The sequence below is a fragment of the Nocardia sp. NBC_01499 genome (assembly GCF_045040275.1).
In the GTDB taxonomy this organism is placed as follows: Bacteria; Actinomycetota; Actinomycetes; order Mycobacteriales; family Mycobacteriaceae; genus Nocardia.
Genome location: NZ_CP109426.1, coordinates 9,224,471 through 9,244,799 on the forward strand (window position 1 = coordinate 9,224,471; position 20,329 = coordinate 9,244,799).

The window sequence follows — 20,329 nt, forward strand, 5'->3', positions numbered from 1 at the left end:
GGCAACGGTCAACAGGCGCAGCAACTTTCGGACAAGCAGGAACGGTCGATGGACACAGAAGAGAAGCTCAGGGAGTACCTCAAACGAGCGACCACGGACTTGCAGCAGACCAAGCGGCGCCTGCGCCAGCTCGAGGCCGCGGCCAGCGAACCCATCGCCATCGTCGCCATGAGCTGCCGATTCCCCGGCGGCGTCGGGTCGGCCGATGACCTGTGGGAATTGGTCGCCTCGGGCACCGACGGCATCACCGAGTTCCCCGAGAACCGCGGCTGGAACGTCGCCGACATCTACGATCCACGACCGGCGACACCAGGCCACACCTACTCGAAGGAAGGCGGATTCCTGCACGACGCCGCCGAATTCGACGCCGACTTCTTCCGGCTGAGCCCACGCGAGGCGAGGGACACCGATCCCCAGCAACGGTTGCTGCTCGAAATGTCTTGGGAAGCGCTGGAACTCGCCGGTATCGACCCGGACTCGCTGCGCGGCAGCCGCACTGGCGTCTTCGCGGGCGTTGTCTACCACGACTACTCCGAGAGCAGTGGCACCGGCGGACTGGCCAGCGTCGCGTCCGGCCGGGTGGCGTACACGCTCGGTCTGCAGGGCCCAGCGGTCACGGTGGACACGGCCTGCTCGTCGTCGTTGGTCGCGCTGCACTGGGCGATCCACGCCCTGCGCTCCGGTGAGTGTGCGCTCGCGTTGGCCGGGGGAGTGACGGTGATGGCGACCCCGGTGTCCTTCATCGGATTCAGCCAGGAACGCGGGCTTTCCCCGAGCGGCCGCTGCAAGTCCTTCGCCGCGGCCGCCGACGGCACCGGCTGGGGTGAGGGCGCGGGCATGCTGCTCGTCGAGCGACTATCGGACGCACGCCGCAACGGCCATCCGGTGCTCGCCGTTGTCCGCGGCACCGCGGTGAATTCGGACGGCGCGTCCAACGGCCTGACCGCGCCGAACGGGCTGTCGCAGCAGCGGGTGATCCGCGACGCGCTGGCCGCGGCGCGCCTGACCACCGCGGATATCGACGCGATCGAGGCACACGGCACCGGAACGGTACTCGGCGATCCGATCGAGGCGCAGGCGCTGCTCGCCACCTACGGCCAGGACCGGCCCGCGGATCGGCCGCTGCTGCTCGGCTCGCTCAAGTCCAATATCGGTCACACCCAGGCGGCGGCGGGCGTCGGCGGGATCATCAAGATGGTGCAGGCCATGCGGCACGGCATGCTGCCGAAGACGCTGCACGTCGACCGGCCGACACCGCACGTGGACTGGCAGGCGGGCAACGTCACCCTGCTCACCGAGCCGACGCCGTGGCCGGCCACCGATCGGCCGCGCCGGGCCGGGATCTCCTCGTTCGGATTGAGCGGCACGAACGCTCACGTGATCATCGAGGAGGCACCGGACGTCCCCGACATAGCCGACGATCCCGACGCCGCGCGGATAACCGGATCGCTTCTGGCACTGCCCCTTTCGGCACGCGGCGCGGGAGCACTCGCGGCGCAGGCGGCCAAGCTGGCCGACTTCCTCACCGACCGTCCCGAACTCAGCGTGCTCGATACCGCCTACTCGCTGGCGACAACCCGGGCTGCGCTGGAACATCGCGCGGTACTGATCGCCGCCGACCGCCCGGAATTCGAGCGTGCCCTGCGCGCGTTCGCACAAGGCGACCCGGCTGGAGTCCAGACCGGTGCCGTCCGCACCGGCGCGCGAACCGCGTTCCTGTTCACCGGCCAAGGCGCGCAACGCCTCGGCATGGGCAAGGAGCTGTACGGCATCTTCCCGGTCTTCGCGCGCGCACTCGACGACGTGACCGAAGCCATGGACAAGTGGCTCGATCGCAGGCTCCTGGATGTGCTGTGGGGCGACGACCCGGACACGCTGCAGCAGACCATGTACACCCAGGCCGGGTTGTTCGCCATCGAGGTTGCGCTGTACCGGCTGCTCGAATCATGGTGCGGCCGACCGGATCTGCTCGCCGGATACTCGATCGGCGAGCTGTCCGCCGCCCACGTCGCCGAGGTGCTTTCGCTTGCCGACGCGGCCGAACTCGTGGTCGCCCGCGGCCGGTTGATGCAAGCCCTACCGGCAGGCGGCGCGATGGCCGCCGTGCATGCCACCGCGCAGGAGGTGACCCCGCTACTGACCGAGCAGGTCGGTCTGGCCGGGGTGAACGGGCCGTCCGTGGTGATCTCGGGCGTGCAGGACGCCGTCACCGCAGTAGCGGCGCACTTCGCGGCATTGGGCCGCAAGACAACTCGGCTCCGGGTGTCGCACGCGTTCCACTCGCCGCTGATGGACCCCATGCTCGCCCAATTCCGCGAGGTGGCCGCCGGGCTGACCTACCGGGCACCCACCGTCGCGATCGTCTCGACCCTGACCGGCAAGCTCGTCGACGCGGCCGAAATCGGTACGCCCGACCACTGGGTGCGGCATGCGCGGGAAGCGGTGCGGTTCGGCGACGCGGTGCGCTGGATGGCGAACGAGGGCGTCACGACCTTCCTCGAACTCGGCCCCGACGCCGCCCTGACACCGATGGGCACCGACTGTCTCGACACGGACGCGGACGTGGTCTTCACGGCGGCATTGCGCCGAAACCGCAGCGAGGAGCGCGAACTCGTGTCCGCCGTCGCGCAGCTGCACGCCAGGGGCGCGGCAACGGTCGACTGGGCCGAGTTCTTCGCCGGACGCGGCGCGCACCGAATTGATCTGCCTACCTACGCTTTCCAGCGTCGGCACTACTGGGCCGCCAGCACGCCGCAGCCGGTCGCCGCAGGTTCCGGCGACGCAGCACTGTGGGCAGCTATCGACGGTGCGGACCCAGCCGCCCTCGCCGAGCAGCTCCGGGTGGACGCGACAGCACTCGGCGAGGTATTGCCCGCGCTCTCAGCCTGGCGCAATCGCAAACAGGAAGCGGCACTGGTCGATTCGTGGCGCTACCGGATGGCCTGGCAACCGCTAGACGTGACCACCGTCGAACCCGCAGGCGCCGTGCTGGCCGTCATCCCGGCGGAACATCCGGACAACCTGTGGATTACCGCGATCACGACCGCGCTCACGGCTCTCGGCGCACGGTTCATCACGGTCGATGTGCTCGGCGACGACCGCACCGCACTCGCCGCTCAATTCCGCGACGCGGAGCCCGTCACGGTGATTTCGCTTCTCGCACTCGATGATCGGCCGCACCACAGGCATCCCGGGCTATCCAAGGGTGCCGCCGCAACCGTCGTCCTAGCTCAGGCATTGGCCGACGCGGGCCTGACCGCGCCGCTGTGGTGCGTGACCTCCGGCGCGGTCGCGGTCACCGACGACGCCGAGTTGACCAGCCCGGCGCAATCCATGATCTGGGGTCTGGCCGCCGTGCTCGGTCTCGACCAGCCGAATTCGTGGGGCGGCGTGATCGACGTGACCGGCACACCGGACCAGACAATGGCCGATCGGCTGTGCCGCCTGCCCATTGGAGCCGGGGACGAGGACCGATTGGCGATCCGAGGGGATCGGATACTCGTGCCGAGGATGATGCGCGCGCCGCTGAACGACCGCCCAACGAGCGCATGGTCCGCACGCGGCACGACGTTGATCACCGGTGGCACCGGCGGAATCGGTGCGCACGTCGCGCGCCTGCTCGCCGCCGAGGGCGCCGACCATCTGGTGCTCGTCGGCCGCCGCGGCCGGGCCACCGCCGGAGTCGACGCGCTGGCCGACGAGCTGACCGAGCTCGGCACGCGGGTAACGGTGGCGGCCTGCGACGTCGCCGACCGGGACGCGCTGAGCCAACTGCTCGACACCCTGCCCGACCTCACGTCGGTCATCCACGCGGCCGGAGTCGCACAGCGCCTCGCACCACTATCGGACCTCAGCATCGAGGAATTCGCAGAGGTCGGCCACGCCAAGGTAGTCGGTGCGCACAACCTCGACGAACTACTCGCCGACCGCCCACTCGACGCCTTCGTACTCTTCTCCTCCGGCGCCGCGATCTGGGGCAGCGGCGAGCAGGCCGCCTACGCCAGCGCGAACGCCTACCTCAATGGCCTTGCCGCACAACGCCGATCGCGCGGGCGAGTCGCCACTGCCATCGACTGGGGTTCCTGGGACGGCGGCATGGTCGACGCCGAACTCGGCGCACTGCTGCGCCGCATCGGCGCACCGGCGATGGCTCCGCGACTGGCGATCGAGGCACTGCGCCGCGTGCTGCACGACGACCGCGGCGACGTGATCGTGGCGGATTTCGACTGGGCACGATTCGCCCCGACCTACACGCTGCAACGCCCACGACCCCTCCTGGACGGCTTGCCCGAGGTCCGCGAGCTACTGGCTGACGACACGGCCGGGGAGCCCTCCACCACCGCCTTCATCACAAGGCTGGCCGGACTGACCGAACCGGAGCAGGCCCGCGCCGTGCTCGAACTGGTCCGCGCACAGGTGGCCACCCTGCTCGGCTACGACGACCCCGCCGAGCTCGACCAGACACGAACCTTCCAGGACCTCGGCTTCGACTCGGTCGCCGCGGTCGACCTACGGACCGCCCTGAGCGCGGCAACCGGCCGAAAACTGGCCGCCACGTTGATCTTCGATCACGCGACCCCCCTTGCTCTGGCCGACTACCTGCGCACCGAGCTGTGCGACGGCGACGACCTCGGGGCGGCCTCGGTACTGGCGGACCTGGACCGCTTGGACGCGACCGTGCGGGCGCTGGCCCGCACCGACGTCGAGCGGTTGAAGGTCACCAATCGCCTACAGGCGCTGCTCACGGCCGCGACCGAAACCCTCGGCGCGACAGGCACTGAGACGGAGGCACAGCTGGCGGCGGCGTCGGCCGACGACGTCTTCGCCTTCATCGACACGGAACTCGGGCTCGGCTGAGCCCGACCGTACAACCACGAAAGACACGGTGGGACTGGGATGTCGGACGACGCTAAGCTCCTCGACTACCTCAAGCGGGTGACCGCGGATCTGCATCAGACCCGGCAGCGGCTGCGCGAGGTCGAGGGCAGGGAGCGCGAGCCGATCGCGATCGTCGCGATGAGCTGCCGGTACCCCGGCGGTGTCGATTCGCCGGAAGCCCTGTGGCAGTTGGTCGCCGAGGGCCGCGACGCGGTGACGCCGTTCCCGGCCGACCGTGGCTGGGACCTCGATCGGCTGTACGCGGACGCACCGGACCGGACCGGAACCAGCTATGTGCACGAGGGCGGATTCCTCAGCGAACCAGCCGGATTCGATCCCGCCTTCTTCGGCATGAGCCCCAAAGAGGCGCTCGGCACCGACCCGCAGCAGCGGCTCATGCTGGAGATCTGCTGGGAGGCGTTCGAGCGCGCTGGCATCGCACCCGACTCGGTGCGCGGCGCGCAGATCGGCGTGTACGCCGGATCCGGCATCCAGGACTACGAATACCTGCTCGACACCGTCCCCGAGGTGGCCGAGGCGTATCTGACCACGGGCAACTCGGCCGCGGTGATCTCCGGCCGGATCGCGTACACCCTCGGCCTGGAAGGGCCCGCGATCAGCGTCGATACCGCGTGTTCGTCGTCGCTGGTCGCGCTGCATCTGGCGGGCCAGGCGCTGCGATCGGGCGAATGCTCGATGGCGTTGGCGGGCGGTGTGATGGTGATGGCGACGCCCGGTCCGTTCATCGCGTTCAGCAAGCAGCGTGGGCTCGCGCCGGACGGTCGATGCAAGCCGTTCTCGGAGTCGGCCGATGGCACCGGCTGGTCGGAGGGTGCCGGTGTGTTGCTGCTCGAGCGGCTCTCGGACGCGCGGCGCAATGGTCATCCGGTGTTGGCGTTGGTGGCGGGGTCGGCGGTGAATTCCGATGGTGCGTCTAATGGTTTGACGGCGCCGAGCGGTCCGTCGCAGCAGCGGGTGATCCATCAGGCGTTGACCGATGCGCGGGTGCCCGCCGGTGCGGTCGATGTCGTGGAGGGGCACGGCACCGGGACCACGCTCGGTGATCCGATCGAGGCGCAGGCGTTGCTGGCGACATATGGACAGAACCGTCCGGATGATCGGCCGCTGTGGCTTGGATCGATCAAATCGAATATCGGGCATGCGCAGGCCGCGGCGGGGGTCGGCGGAATCATCAAGATGGTCATGGCTTTACGGCACCGCACGATGCCGCGGACTCTGCACGTGTCGGCACCGTCCACGCATATCGACTGGACCGCGGGGAACGTCCGGCTGCTCACCGAGCCGGTCGCCTGGGTCGAGCACGGTCATCCGCGTCGGGCGGCGATCTCCTCGTTCGGGGTGAGCGGCACCAACGCGCACGTGATCATCGAGCAGGCACCGGAATCGGCACCGGCCGAGTCGTTGGCGTGGCCGGTGAATGTGCCGCTGCCGTTGGTGATTTCGGCGCGGGACGACGCGGCGCTCGGTGCGCAGGCACAGCGGCTGGAGTCGTGGCTCGCGGCACGTCCGGAGCTGGCGCCGGTTGATGTTGCTTTCAGTGCGGCGACGGGCCGGGCGGGGCTGGCGCGACGTGCGGTCGTGCTCGCGGGTGATCGAGGTGCGGCGTTGGGGGCGTTGGCTGTTGGTGAGTCGGCGGCCGGGGTGGTGCGCGGTGCGGTTACCGGTGGTGGGACAGCGGTGGTGTTTTCGGGTCAGGGTGCGCAGCGGGTGGGGATGGGGCGGGAGTTGTGCGCGGCGTTTCCGGTGTTCGCCGAGGCATTCGAAGCTGTGGTGGCGGAGCTGGATTCGCATCTGGAGCGGCCGCTGCGCGAAGTGGTGTTGGGTGACGACGAGGAGTTGTTGAACCAGACCGTCTTCGCGCAGGCGGGGTTGTTCGCGCTCGAAGTGGCGTTGTTCCGGTTGCTCGAATCATGGGGTGTTCGACCGGATTTCGTGGCAGGTCATTCGGTCGGCGAGCTGACCGCGGCGCATGTGGCCGGGGCCCTCTCGCTGGCGGATGCGACGCGGTTGGTCGCGGCGCGCGGTCGGTTGATGCAGGCCCTTCCGGTCGGCGGGGTGATGGTGGCGGTGCAGGCCAGCGAGGCCGAGATGGTCCCGGACCTGGTGGATGGTGTGAGTATCGCGGCGATCAACGCGCCGGGCTCGGTGGTGCTGTCCGGTGCGGCGGATCAGGTGTCGGCGGTCGTCGACCGGTGGGCGGCGCAGGGCCGCAAGGTGACTCGGTTGCGGGTCTCGCACGCGTTCCACTCGGCGTTGATGGAACCGATGCTGGCCGAGTTCCGCGCTATCGCCGAGACGGTCGACTACCGGTCACCGGTGATTCCGGTGGTGTCGAATCTGACCGGGCAGTTGGCGGCGCGGTTCGATGCCGACTACTGGGTGCGGCACGTGCGGGAGACCGTGCGTTTCGCCGATGGGGTGCGGTATCTCGCGGGCGAGGGCGTGTCGAGGGTGGTGGAGCTCGGCCCGGACGCGGTGCTGACGGCCATGATTCAGCACACCTTCGACGGCACCGACACGGCCGCCGACGCACTGGTGGTGCCAACACTGCGTGCCGATCACGACGAGGTCAGCGCCGTCGTTACCGCCCTGGCTCGCCTCTATGTCCATGGGGTGCAGGTGGATTGGGCGTCGTTCTTCGCCGGAACCGGTGCACGACAGGTCGACCTCCCCACCTATCCCTTTCAACGCCAACGCTTCTGGGTCGACCCCCGGCCCGGCGCTCGCGATGTCGAGTCGGCGGGCCTGGTCGCCACCGGACACCCGTTGCTGAGCGCGGCCGTGCCGCTGGCCGACTCCAATGGCGCCGTGCTGACCGGGCGGCTGTCCCTCGGCATGCATCCGTGGCTGGCCGATCATCGCGTCGGCGACTTGATCCTGTTCCCCGGCACCGGATTCCTCGAACTGGCGATCCGCGCGGGCGATCAGGTCGGCTGTGCCGTCGTCGCGGACCTGACCATCCAGGCACCGCTGGTGATCCCGGAAAGCGGCGGCGTAGACATCCAGGTGGTGGTGAGCGCTGGTGATGTGGCGGGTCTGCACACGGTGGCGATGTACTCCCGTGGCGAAGGCCGCCACGACACCTCGTGGCTGCTGCACGCTGAAGGCGCGTTGGTCGACATAGGCGCGAAAGACCCTGTGACACAGGGTGAATGGCCGCCTGCCGCCGCGTCCGCGGTGGACCTGGCGAACTTCTACCCGGAGACAACCGAGGCCGGTCTCGACTACGGTCCGGTCTTTCAGGGCCTCGAGCAGGCATGGGTATCCGGTCACGAGGTATTCGCCGAGGTCGCGCTGCCCCAGTCGGCCACCGCTGGTGCCGACCGATTCGGCATACACCCGGCGCTCCTGGACGCCTGCCTACAGGCGGTCGCACTGACCGACCTGTTCGATGACGTGGCGGTCCTGCCATTCGCCTGGTCCGGCGTCGAACTGCACGCCACCGGCGCGACCAGGGTGCGGGCCCGAATCACGCCGGGCCCCAACGGGATGCTCGTCGACGTATCCGACGACCTCGGGCGTCCCGTGCTGTCGGTCGAATCCCTTGCGCTGCGGCCCATCTCCGCCGAGTCCGCTCGGTCGAGCGCGCACGACTCGCTGTTCCACCTGGATTGGACGCCGATCGCGGTCGGTGCGCCGGTAACGGACCTTGTCGTGCTCGACACCGAATCCGGTGCCGACGCCGCGTCTGTCCAGGCGGTGACCTGCCGTGTCCTCGAGGCGCTTCAGGCGTGGCCGGACGATGAACGCTCCGCATCCGCGACGCTGGTGGTGTCGACGCGCGACGCGGTGGCGCTGCCCGGTGCGGACACACCGAACCTGGCGGGTGCCGCCGTCTGGGGGCTGGTACGCGCCGCGCAGACCGAACAGCCCGGTCGAATCGTGTTGCTGGACACCGATGGTTCGCTACCGACGGCGGTCGCCGTGGCTGCGGGTGAACCGGAGTTGATCGTCAGGGACGGCACTGTATTCGGGGCTCGGCTTGCCCGAGTAGCGATCGAATCAGGTCCGGCGCGAGCGGCTTTCGCGACTGCGGGAACCCTGCTGATCTCAGGGGCGTCGGGGACATTGGGCCGCTTGGTCGCCCGCCACCTCGTTGATCGAGGGGCCCGCGACCTGCTGCTGGTGAGCCGTCGCGGTGACGCCGCCGACGGCATGGCCGAACTGCGGGCGGAACTGATCGAACGGGGCGCCGCCGTCGAGGTGATCGCCTGCGACGTCGCCGACCGCGCGGCTCTCGCCGACGTGCTGGCCGCGCATCCGTTGCTGTCCGGTGTGTTGCATTTGGCCGGTGTGCTCGACGACGGCGTGATCGGATCGTTGACGCCGGAGCGGATGGATGCCGTGCTGCGCCCGAAAGTGGTTGGCGCGCTCAATCTGCACGAACTCACGCAGGACATGGATCTGTCCCTGTTCGTTCTGTTCTCCTCCGCCGCAGGCGTGCTCGGCACCGCGGGGCAGGGTAACTACGCCGCCGCGAACGCGTTCCTCGACGGACTGGCCGTACACCGGCGCGCGCGGGGGCTTGCGGCGCAGTCGCTGGCCTGGGGCATGTGGGCCGAGACCGACGGGATGGCGGGTAGCCTCGCCGCGGTCGATCGAGATCGCCTGGCGCGCAACGGGGTCGAGCCGCTCACCGCGGTGCGGGGGCTGGCACTGTTCGACGCGGCTGTTGCGGCGGGAGCAGCCAACGTGCTGCCGATACAGTTGGACCTGAAAGCGGTGGCGGACAACGACTTGTCGCCGGTATTCACCGGACTGATCCGCACCCGATCGCGTCGGCGCGCGACCACTGCTGCCGGTATCGCTCCCGCGGTCAGCGGCCTCGCCGGACTGCCCGAGGACGAACGGCTCGCCGCACTGCTGGAGGTGGTTCGCGAACAGACCGCGACTGCTCTCGGTCACACCCGTTCGGACGCGGTGGATCCGGATCTGGCCTTCAATGAACTCGGCTTCGACTCGCTGATGGCGGTCGAGTTCCGCAATGCCGTCGGCGCGGCCGTCGGAACCCGGCTGCCCGCGACGCTGGTATTCGACTATCCGAGCCCCATGGCGCTGGCTCGCTACCTGGCGCTCGAAATCTTCAGCGGCGCAACAGTGGGCGTGGTGGTGACGGCTGCCGGTGGATCGGTCGACGAACCGATCGCGATCGTGGGCATGGCATGTCGCTATCCGGGTGGCGTGGCATCGCCGGAGGATCTGTGGCGGCTGGTCGCCGACGGGGTGGACGCGGTCGGCGAGTTCCCGGCGAATCGAGGGTGGGATACCTCCGGTTTGTACGACCCGGAACCGGGCGCGCGTGGCAAGAGCTACGTGCGTGAGGGCGGGTTCCTTTATTCGGCAGGCGATTTCGACCCCGCGTTCTTCGGCATCAGTCCGAACGAGGCCCTTGGCATGGATCCGCAGCAACGGTTGTTGCTGGAATGCTCGTGGGAGGCTTTCGAACGAGCGGGTATCGATCCGAATCTGTTGCGTGGGAGCACAACTGGTGTTTTCGCGGGGATGATGTACCACGACTACGCCGCCAACAGCTCTACCGGGGCGATCGCGTCGGGGCGGTTGTCGTATGTGTTCGGGCTGGAAGGCCCGTCGGTGACGGTGGATACGGCGTGTTCGTCGTCGCTGGTTGCGCTGCATCTGGCGAGTCAGGCGTTGCGGTCGGGCGAATGTTCGTTGGCGCTGGCCAGCGGTGTCGCGGTGATGGCTACGCCGGAGGCCTTTGTGGAGTTCAGCCGCCAACGGGGTCTGGCCGCCGATGGGCGCTGTAAGTCCTTCTCCGCCAGTGCTGATGGCACAGGGTGGGCCGAGGGAGTCGGGGTACTGATCGTCGAGCGGCTCGCGGATGCGCGGCGACTCGGCCATCCGGTGCTGGCTGTCGTTCGTGGCTCGGCGGTGAATCAGGATGGTGCGTCGAATGGCTTGACGGCGCCGAACGGTCCGGCGCAGCAGCGGGTGATCCGGCAGGCGCTGGCCAACGCACGGTTGTCGCCTGAAGGTGTCGACGTGGTCGAAGCGCACGGTACTGGAACAACGCTCGGTGATCCGATCGAGGCGCAGGCGTTGCTGGCGACCTATGGGCAGGACAGGGCCGGGGATCCGTTGTGGTTGGGTTCGATCAAATCGAATATCGGGCATGCGCAGGCCGCGGCGGGTGTCGGCGGGATCATCAAGATGGTCATGGCGATGCGTCATGGTGTGTTGCCGAAGACGTTGCATGTGGATGAGCCGACACCGCAAGTAGATTGGTCTGAAGGCGCGGTGGAGTTGTTGACCGAGGCGCGGCCGTGGCCGCAGGTGGATCGGCCACGGCGAGCGGCTGTCTCCTCGTTCGGTATCAGCGGCACGAACGCCCATGTGATCATCGAGCAAGCACCGCAAGCGGTTACGCCGAACGACCCCGTCGCCCGGACACCGATGGCGGTGATTCCCTTGGTGCTGTCGGGGAAGACGAAGCAGGCGCTGGTGGACCAAGCGCGGCAGTTGAGGGCTTTCACGGACGTCGATTCGATCGATGTGGCGTTCAGTTTGGCGACCGAGCGAGTGGGGTTCGAGCACCGCGCGGTAGTGGTCGCCGCAGACCAAGACGGGCTGATCGACGGCTTAGCCGCGATCGCGGACGGTCTTGGTGCCGTGCTGGATTCGGTGCGTGGCGGTGGTACCGCACTGGTGTTCTCGGGTCAGGGCGCCCAGCGGTTGGGGATGGGGCGCGAGTTGTGCGCGGTGTACCCGGCTTTCGCGGCGGCGTTCGATGCTGTTGCCGCGGCGTTCGATTCACATCTGGACCTGCCATTGCGTGCGGTGGTGTGGGGTGATGATCCGGGCCTGCTCGAGCAGACGATGTGGGCGCAGGCGGGGTTGTTCGCGTTCGAGGTCGCGTTGTTCCGGTTGTACGAGTCATGGGGTGTGCGGCCGGATTTCGTCGCTGGTCATTCGATCGGTGAGTTGACCGCGGCGCATGTGGCCGGTGCGCTGTCGCTGTCGGATGCGGTCCGGTTGGTCGCGGCGCGCGGTCGGTTGATGCAGGCGCTTCCGGTCGGTGGAGCGATGGTCGCCGTGCAGGCCAGCGAAGCGGAGATGACCCCGGATCTGATCGAGGGTGTGAGTATCGCGGCGATCAACGCGCCGGGGTCGGTGGTGCTGTCCGGTGCCGATGAGCAGGTCCGTGCGGTGGCGGAGCGGTGGGAGGCGCTGGGACGTAAGACAACCCGGCTGCGAGTCTCGCACGCGTTCCACTCGATGCTGATGGAGCCCATGCTGGCGGAGTTCCGCGCGGTCGCCGAGACAATCGACTATCAGTCACCGGTGGTTCCGGTGGTGTCGAATCTGACCGGGCAACTGGCGGAGCGTTTCGACGCCGAGTACTGGGTGCGGCATGTCCGGGAGACGGTGCGTTTCGCCGACGGTGTGCGCTATTTGGCGGCCGCGGGTGTCTGCCGGTTCGTAGAGCTCGGCCCGGATGCGGTGCTGGCGCCAATGATTCAGTACACCCTCGACGACACCGATGCGTTGGTGGTGCCTGCGCTGCGCACCGATCACGATGCGGCCACCACCGTGGTCACCGCACTGGCCCGCTTGCATGCCTCCGGCGGGCGAGTGGACTGGTCACGGTTCTTCGCGGGCCACGGCGCTAGCCGAGTCGACCTGCCCACGTATCCCTTTCAACACCAACACTTTTGGCTGGACACCAGAGAGTATTTGGCCGACTGGCTCGGCGTCGACCTCGGCGGTGTCGCCGCCGCTGGCCTCGAAGCGCTCGGGCATCCACTCCTGGCGGCCGCTCTGCCCGCACCGGATTCCGCTGGGCTGGTGCTGACCGGCCGGATCGCCGCCGCCACCCATCCGTGGCTGGCCGATCACGACGTGCTCGGCAGCATTCTGTTGCCCGGCACCGGTTTCGTAGAACTGGCCGTCCGGGCCGGTGCGCAACTCGGGTTCGACAGGCTGGAGGAATTGACCCTGCGCGCGCCCTTGGTGATCCCCGAACACGGTGGCGTGCGACTCCAGGTCGTCGTCGATGCGCCGAATGCCGCGGGCAGCCGCCCGGTTCGAATCTTCGCCCGGCCCGAACAGGACGACGAACCGTGGACCGTGCACGCGGAGGGCACGCTCACCGCTGCCGCACCACCCGCCGTCGATCTGAGCGCATGGCCGCCGAACGATGCGAGCGCTATCGCTGTCGACCATGCCTACGACATCCTGCTCGCCCGTGGCTTCGGCTACGGGCCGGTCTTCCAGGGCCTGCGGGCCGCGTGGCGACGGGGCGACGAACTGTTCGCCGAGATCGCATTACCCGAGCAAGCACATGCCGACGCGGCACGGTTCGGCATACATCCGGCCTTGCTCGACGCCGCCATGCACGCTGCGCTGATCGACGACAGTGCCGGTGCCGCGGTCCTGCCGTTCAGCTGGACCGGTGTAACCCTGCACGCGAGCGGTGCGACCACACTGCGCGTCCGCATCGATCAGCCGAGCGCCGAACGCCTTTCACTATTCGCCGCCGACGAGACGGGGCGACCGGTCCTGTCGGTCGACTCGGTGGTCGGCAGGCCGATATCGGCGGAACAGCTCACGCGGCCAGGAACCGGCGCGTTGTTCGGCATCGGCTGGGAGCGAATCCCCCTGTCGCCCAGCGAGACAGTGGCGTGGGCGCACTGGGCGGAGGACATCGACGGCGACCCCTTCCCCGAAGTTGTGGTGTACGAATGTCGTTCGTCCGCCGACTCGGTGCCGGCGAGTGTTCGGCAGCTCACGCACGACGTGCTCGCCTTCCTGCACGCGGTGTCGGACGACGCTCGCTTCGCCGAATCACGGCTGGTGGTGATCACCAGAAATGCGCTCGCCACCTCCCCGGGGATGCCCGTCGATGTGCGTCAGGCACCGGTCTGGGGACTGATCCGTGCCGCTCAGGCGGAACAACCTGGCCGATTCGCAGTCGCCGACCTGGATGATCGCGCGGACCTCGACGCCGTGCTGCCGCTGCTGCTCGCCTCAGGCGAGCCAGAGATCGCTGTGCGCGCCGACCACCTTCTGGTACCGCGTCTCACCCGATCGATCAACGTGGGACACCCGGTCGACTGGCACCTGGACGGGACGGTCCTGGTGACCGGCGGCACCGGCGGGCTAGGCGCACTGGTGGCCCGACATCTGGTGGTGCATCACGGGATTCGCCATGTGCTGCTGAGCAGCCGTCGTGGTCCGGACGGGCCGGGCGTCGCCGAACTCCGCGACGAACTTGCCGAACTCGGTGCGGCGGTCACGCTCGCCGCGTGCGATGTCGCGGACCGCGCGGCGGTGGCGGACCTGCTGGCCGCCATACCCCCTGAGCACCCACTGACCGCGGTAATCCACGTCGCCGGAACAGCGGACAACGGTCTCATCGGCGCGCTGACGCCGGACCGGATCGACAGCGTGCTCGCGGCGAAGGCGGACGGCGCGTGGCACCTGCACGAGCTGACCGCGGACCTGAATCTCGCGGCATTCGTGCTGTTCTCCTCGGCGGGCGGCATGGTCCTCGCCGCAGGGCAGGGCAACTACGCGGCAGCGAACGTTTTCCTGGATGCTCTTGCCGCACAACGGCACTCGCTCGGCCTGCCCGCGACAGCGATGGCATTCGGACTGTGGGACGTACACACCGGCATGATCGAGGAACTCGACGAGGCCGAACGCAGAATGCGGGCGCAGGGACTGCCCGCGCTGCCGGTCGATGAGGCCCTCTCGCTGTTCGACGCCGCCTTGCGGACCGATGACGCGGTCGTCGTGCCATTGCGGATGGACCAGGCAGTGCTCCGTGCGCGCGCCGCCGGACTACCCGCGCTGCTGCGCGGTCTGGTGCGGATGCCTGTTCGCCAGCTCGCGCGCGCCGCTATCGCCGGTGACGCGGCCTTGCGTGCCCGGCTGTCGGAATCGACTGCGGCTGAACGAGATCGAGTGCTGCTGGAGCTGGTCCGCACCGCCGTCGCCGCGGTGCTCGGCCACGATTCCGCGGCGGCGATCGAGCCGGGGCGGGCATTCCAGGAGCTGGGGTTCGACTCGCTGGCCGCGGTCGAGTTGCGCAACCAGTTGAACGCCGCGACCGGGCTGCGGTTGCCCGCGACCCTCGTCTTCGACTATCCGAACGCGGCCGCGGTAGTCGGCCATCTCGCCACCGTGCTGGCCGGGGTGATCAGCGAGACGCCGCGTGCGGTGGCGGCGCGGCGACCAGCCGACGACGAGCCCATCGCGATCGTGGCGATGAGCTGCCGCTATCCGGGCGGGGTCGGGTCGCCGGAGGACCTGTGGCGGTTGGTGTCCGACGAGGTGGACGCGGTTTCGGAGTTTCCGCGCGACCGTGGCTGGGACGACGACGTGTACGACCCGGAGCCGGGCGTGCCAGGTAAGACCTATGCGCGGGAGGGCGGATTCCTCTACGACGCAGCGGATTTCGATCCGGCGTTCTTCGGTATCAGCCCGAACGAGGCGTTGGCGATGGACCCGCAGCAGCGGGTGCTGCTCGAGTCGGCCTGGGAGGCGTTCGAACGGGCGGGCATCGACCCCGCGACGTTGAAGGGGACCGCGACGGGTGTGTTCGCCGGGCTGATGTATCACGACTACGGCTTGGGTGTGGAGGCCGCGGCGGCCAGCGGGGGGAGCCTGGTTTCCGGCCGGTTGTCGTATGTGTTCGGGCTGGAAGGGCCGTCGGTAACCGTCGATACGGCCTGTTCGTCGTCCTTGGTTGCCCTGCACCTGGCCTGCCAGGCGTTGCGGTCGGGGGAGTGTTCGCTGGCATTGGCGAGCGGGGTGGCGGTGATGGGGACACCGGGCATGTTCATCGAGTTCAGCCGCCAGCGGGGCATGGCCCCGGATGGCAGGGCGAAGTCTTTCGCCGCCGCCGCGGACGGGGTCGGCTGGGCCGAGGGCGTCGGTGTGCTGCTGGTCGAACGGCTGTCGGACGCGCGCCGCAATGGTCATCCGGTGCTTGCGGTGGTGGCTGGTTCGGCGGTGAATTCCGATGGGGCGTCGAATGGGCTGACCGCGCCGAATGGTCCAGCACAGCAGCGGGTCATCGGGCAGGCCCTCGCCAATGCACGGCTGTCGCCCGGCGAGGTGGATGTGGTCGAGGCGCATGGGACCGGGACCACGCTCGGCGATCCGATCGAGGCGCAGGCATTGCTCGCGACGTATGGGCAGGACCGGCCTGCGGATAATCCGTTGTGGTTGGGCTCGATCAAATCGAATATCGGGCACGCGCAGGCCGCGGCCGGAGTGGCGGGCATCGTCAAGATGGTCATGGCGATGCGGCACGCAGTGCTGCCGAAGACCCTGCACGTGGATGCGCCGACGCCGCAGGTGGATTGGACGACGGGACAGGTTCGGCTGCTGACCGAAAGTCGGGCGTGGGTCCGAAACGGCCATCCGCGGCGGGCCGGTATCTCCTCGTTCGGCATCAGCGGCACCAACGCGCACGTGATCATCGAGCAAGCACCCGATGTGGCGACGGAGCAGCCCGATTGCGTTGCGCTGCCGATACTTCCGTTGGTGCTGTCCGGAAAGACACCGCAGGCGGTCACGAGTCAGGCGCGGCGGCTGCGGGCGTTCGTGGTCGAGCATCCGGACGTGGATCCGATGGACGTGGCATTCACCTTGGCGACCGAGCGAGTGGGATTCGACCATCGCCTGGTCGTGCTCGGCCGCGACAACGTCGAGTTGGCGCGCGGGTTGGCCGATCTCGATGGCGCTGTGCCGGATTCGGTACGTGGCGGAATGACCGCGGTGGTGTTCTCGGGTCAGGGCGCGCAGCGGTTGGGGATGGGGCAGCGGCTTTACCAGGCGTATCCGGTGTTCGCGGCGGCATTCGATGCCGTTGTTGCCGAACTCGATCCGCATCTCGAACAGCCGTTGCGCGAGGTGGTGTGGGGTGCTGACGCGGAGTTGTTGAATCAGACCGCGTTTGCGCAGGCCGGGTTGTTCGCGTTCGAGGTGGCCTTGTTCCGGTTGCTCGAATCATGGGGTGTTCGACCGGATTTCGCGGCAGGGCATTCCATCGGTGAGGTGACCGCCGCCCATGTGTCCGGTGCTCTGTCATTGGCGGACGCGGGCCGGTTGGTGGCGGCGCGTGGTCGGTTGATGCAGGCCATGCCAACCGGCGGGGTGATGGTCGCCATCCAGGTCAGTGAAGAAGAATTGCGCCCTGACTTGGCCTGGGATGTGAGTATCGCGGCGGTCAACGCGCCAGGCTCGGTGGTGTTGTCCGGTGCGGCCGAGCAGGTGCTCGCCGTCGCCGAGCGGTGGGAGGCTAAGGGCCGTAAGACAACTCGACTGCGAGTATCGCACGCGTTCCACTCGATCCTGATGGAACCAATGCTGGCCGACTTCGGTGCCGTCGCGGAGACCGTCGCCTACCAGGTGCCCGCGATCCCCGTCGTATCGAATCTGACCGGGCAGCTGGTAGAGCGGTTCGATGCCGAGTACTGGGTGCGGCATGTGCGGGAGACGGTGCGTTTCGCCGACGGTGTGCGGTATTTGGCGGACGCGGGTGTGGCTCGATTCGTAGAGGTCGGCCCGGATGCCGTGCTGTCCGCCATGATTCAGCACACCCTCGACGACGCTGACCCCGTAGTGGTAGTACCGACCTCGCGCACCGACCACGACGAGGCCGCCAGCATCGTCACCGTGCTGGCCCGGCTGCACGCCTCCGGCGTACCGGTGGACTGGGCGTCCTTCTTCGCGGGCCACGGTGCCCGCCGAGTCGACCTGCCCACCTATCCCTTCCAGCGCCAACGCTTTTGGGTCGCGCCGTCGGCACGGACCGGCGACGTGTCGGCAGTCGGCCAGGACTCCCTCGGACACCCGTTGCTCGGCGCGGTGGTGCCGCTGCCGACCGGCGGCGCGGTGCTGACCGGCCGATTGTCGGTGAGCACGCAGCCGTGGCTGGCCGATCACCGCGTCGCCGACACGATCTTGGTGCCGGGAACGGCGTTGGTGGAGTTGGCGATTCAGGCGGGCGACGCGGTCGATTGCGGAGTGCTTGACGAACTCGTCCTGCACGCGCCGCTCGTCCTGCCCGACCAAGGGGGTGTCCAGCTGCAGGTGATGGTCGGCGCGGACGACTCCGGCACTCGCGACGTGACGATCCACTCGCGGCTGCCGGGCGCGCCCTGGGTGCTGCACGCGGCGGGCACGCTCGCCGAGCGCACGCCACAACCGTCCTTCGAGCTGACTCAGTGGCCGCCGCCGAACACCACCGCTGTGGAACTTACGAACGCTTACGACGTGTTGTGGGACAAGGGATATCAGTACGGCCCCGTGTTCCGTGGCCTGCGTGCGGCGTGGGTGTCCGGCACGGATCTCTTCGCCGAGGTCGCGCTGCCCGAGGGCGCGCACGACGAGGCGGGCCGATTCGGTCTGCACCCCGCGCTGCTCGACGCCTGCCTGCACGCCGGTTTGCTCACCGGCGCGGACACTGAAACCACGGTGCTGCCGTTCGCATGGTCGGGTGTCGAGTTGTACGCGACCGGTGCGCGCACGGTTCGGGTTCATGTGTCCGCCAGCGGCGAGAACGCCATCACCCTCGCGGTGGCTGACCGGGCCGGTGCACCCGTCGCGCTGGTCCGGTCGCTGGTGTCCCGACCGGTGTCGACCGCCGACCTGCGTGCCGGGCAATTCCACGATTCGCTGTTCCACGTGCGATGGCGGCAGATCCCCGCCGACGCCGCGCAACCGCTGTCCATCGCCGAGTGGGATGGCCTGCCCGCCGATGCCGAACCCGAAGTGGTGCTGCTGCATTGCCCACCGGGAAACGACGCGACGGCGGTGCGCTCCGCGACCGGCCGCGTGCTGGGTGTATTGCAGGAGTGGCTGGCCGACGGACGATTCGCGGAGGCCACCCTCGTCGTATCGACCAGTGGCGCAGTGGGTTTGCCCGGCGAAGACATCACAGATCTCGCGGGTGCCGCGGTGTGGGGGCTGGTGCGGGCCGCGCAACTCGCGAACCCGGATCGAATCGTCTTGCTGGACAACGACACCGACAATCCGAATCAGCTGTTGTCCCGCGTGATGGCCTCCGGCGAACCTCAGGTCGCCGTTCGTGGCGGCGTGGTGCACGCCGCGCGGCTGGCCCGCGTACCGGTCGGCGAGCCGACCCCGATGCCCGTGCACACCGGCCCGGTGTTGATATCCGGTGCCTCGGGCATGCTCGGGCGGCTCGTATCACGGCACCTCGTGACCGAACGCGGTGTGCGGCAGCTGATCCTGGTCAGCAGACGCGGTCATGACGCCCCCGGCATGACGGAACTGGCTGCCGAACTGACCGATCTCGGCGCCGAAATCGAGCTCGTCGCTTGCGATGTCGCCGACCGACCCGCCGTGGCGACCTTGCTCGCGGAACGCTCACTCACCGGCGTCGTGCACCTGGCTGGCGTCCTGGACGACGGCGTGATCAGCGCCCTCACACCGGAACGGATGGACACGGTGTTGCGTCCGAAGGTCGATGCCGCACTCAACCTGCACGAACTGACCGCGCACATGGACCTGTCGGAATTCGTCCTGTTCTCCTCCGCGGCCGGTGTACTCGGCAACGCGGGCCAGGGTAACTACGCGGCGGCGAACGCCTTCCTCGACGCGCTAGCTGTCCATCGGCGCGCGCAGGGACTGCCCGCACAATCCCTCGCGTGGGGCAGGTGGACCGCCGACGCGGGCATGGCAGGCAAACTCACCGCCGCCGACCGACAGCGAATGGCACGCGCGGGGCTCACCGGTCTGCCTGCGGCACAAGGGCTTCAGCTCCTCGATGTGGCGGCGACGGTAAACGAGCCGATGGTGCTTCCGCTGCTACTCGACCTGGATGCGCTGGCACGCAACAAGAGTGAGCTGCCACGCCTGTACCACGAGCTCGTGCCGGGCGCGGGCCGCCGGGCCACCGCGGCGACGGCCGAGCCGCTGCGACTCCGCCTGGCCGGGCTGGCACCGGAGGAGCGTGACGCCGCGCTGCTCGACCTGGTTCGCGGGGAAGCCGCGGCGGTACTCGGGCACGCCACACCCGCCTCGATCGAGCCGGACCGGGCCTTCAGCGATCTCGGTTTCGACTCGCTCACCGCGGTGGAGTTCCGCAATCAGCTGGCCGCGGCGACCGGGCTGAAGCTGCCAGCGACCCTCGTCTTCGATTTTCCGAACGCGCGCGCCATGGCGAAGCTGCTCGACGCGGAACTGGCACCCGAGCACACCGATACGGCCACCGGATCGGACGAAGAGCAGGTCCGCCGCCTGCTGCAGGCCATTCCGCTCGACCGGCTGCGTGCGGCCGGACTGCTGGACAGCTTGCTGCACCTCGGCGGCGCCCCGGCGGACGACGTCGACGATCAACAGGACGCCATCGACGAGATGGACACCGACAGCCTGATCAACCTCGCCCTCGACACCCTCGACGACGACGCAAGACAAGAAGCGGGAAACTGAC

Annotated in this window: 2 protein-coding genes; both read left to right on the forward strand. The window is 68.7% G+C overall.

Annotated elements, in window-relative coordinates; translation table 11 throughout:
• The first annotated feature begins 48 nt into the window (after positions 1–48).
• Positions 49–4,857, forward strand: a complete 4,809-nt coding sequence (locus OG203_RS42090; protein WP_405162769.1) for a type I polyketide synthase — start codon at positions 49–51, stop codon at positions 4,855–4,857.
• A gap of 39 nt (positions 4,858–4,896) precedes the next feature.
• Positions 4,897–20,328 carry an SDR family NAD(P)-dependent oxidoreductase gene (locus tag OG203_RS42095; protein WP_405162770.1) on the forward strand — a complete coding sequence of 5,144 codons (15,432 nt, stop codon included), beginning with the start codon at positions 4,897–4,899 and terminating at the stop codon, positions 20,326–20,328.
• Position 20,329 lies beyond the last annotated feature (1 nt).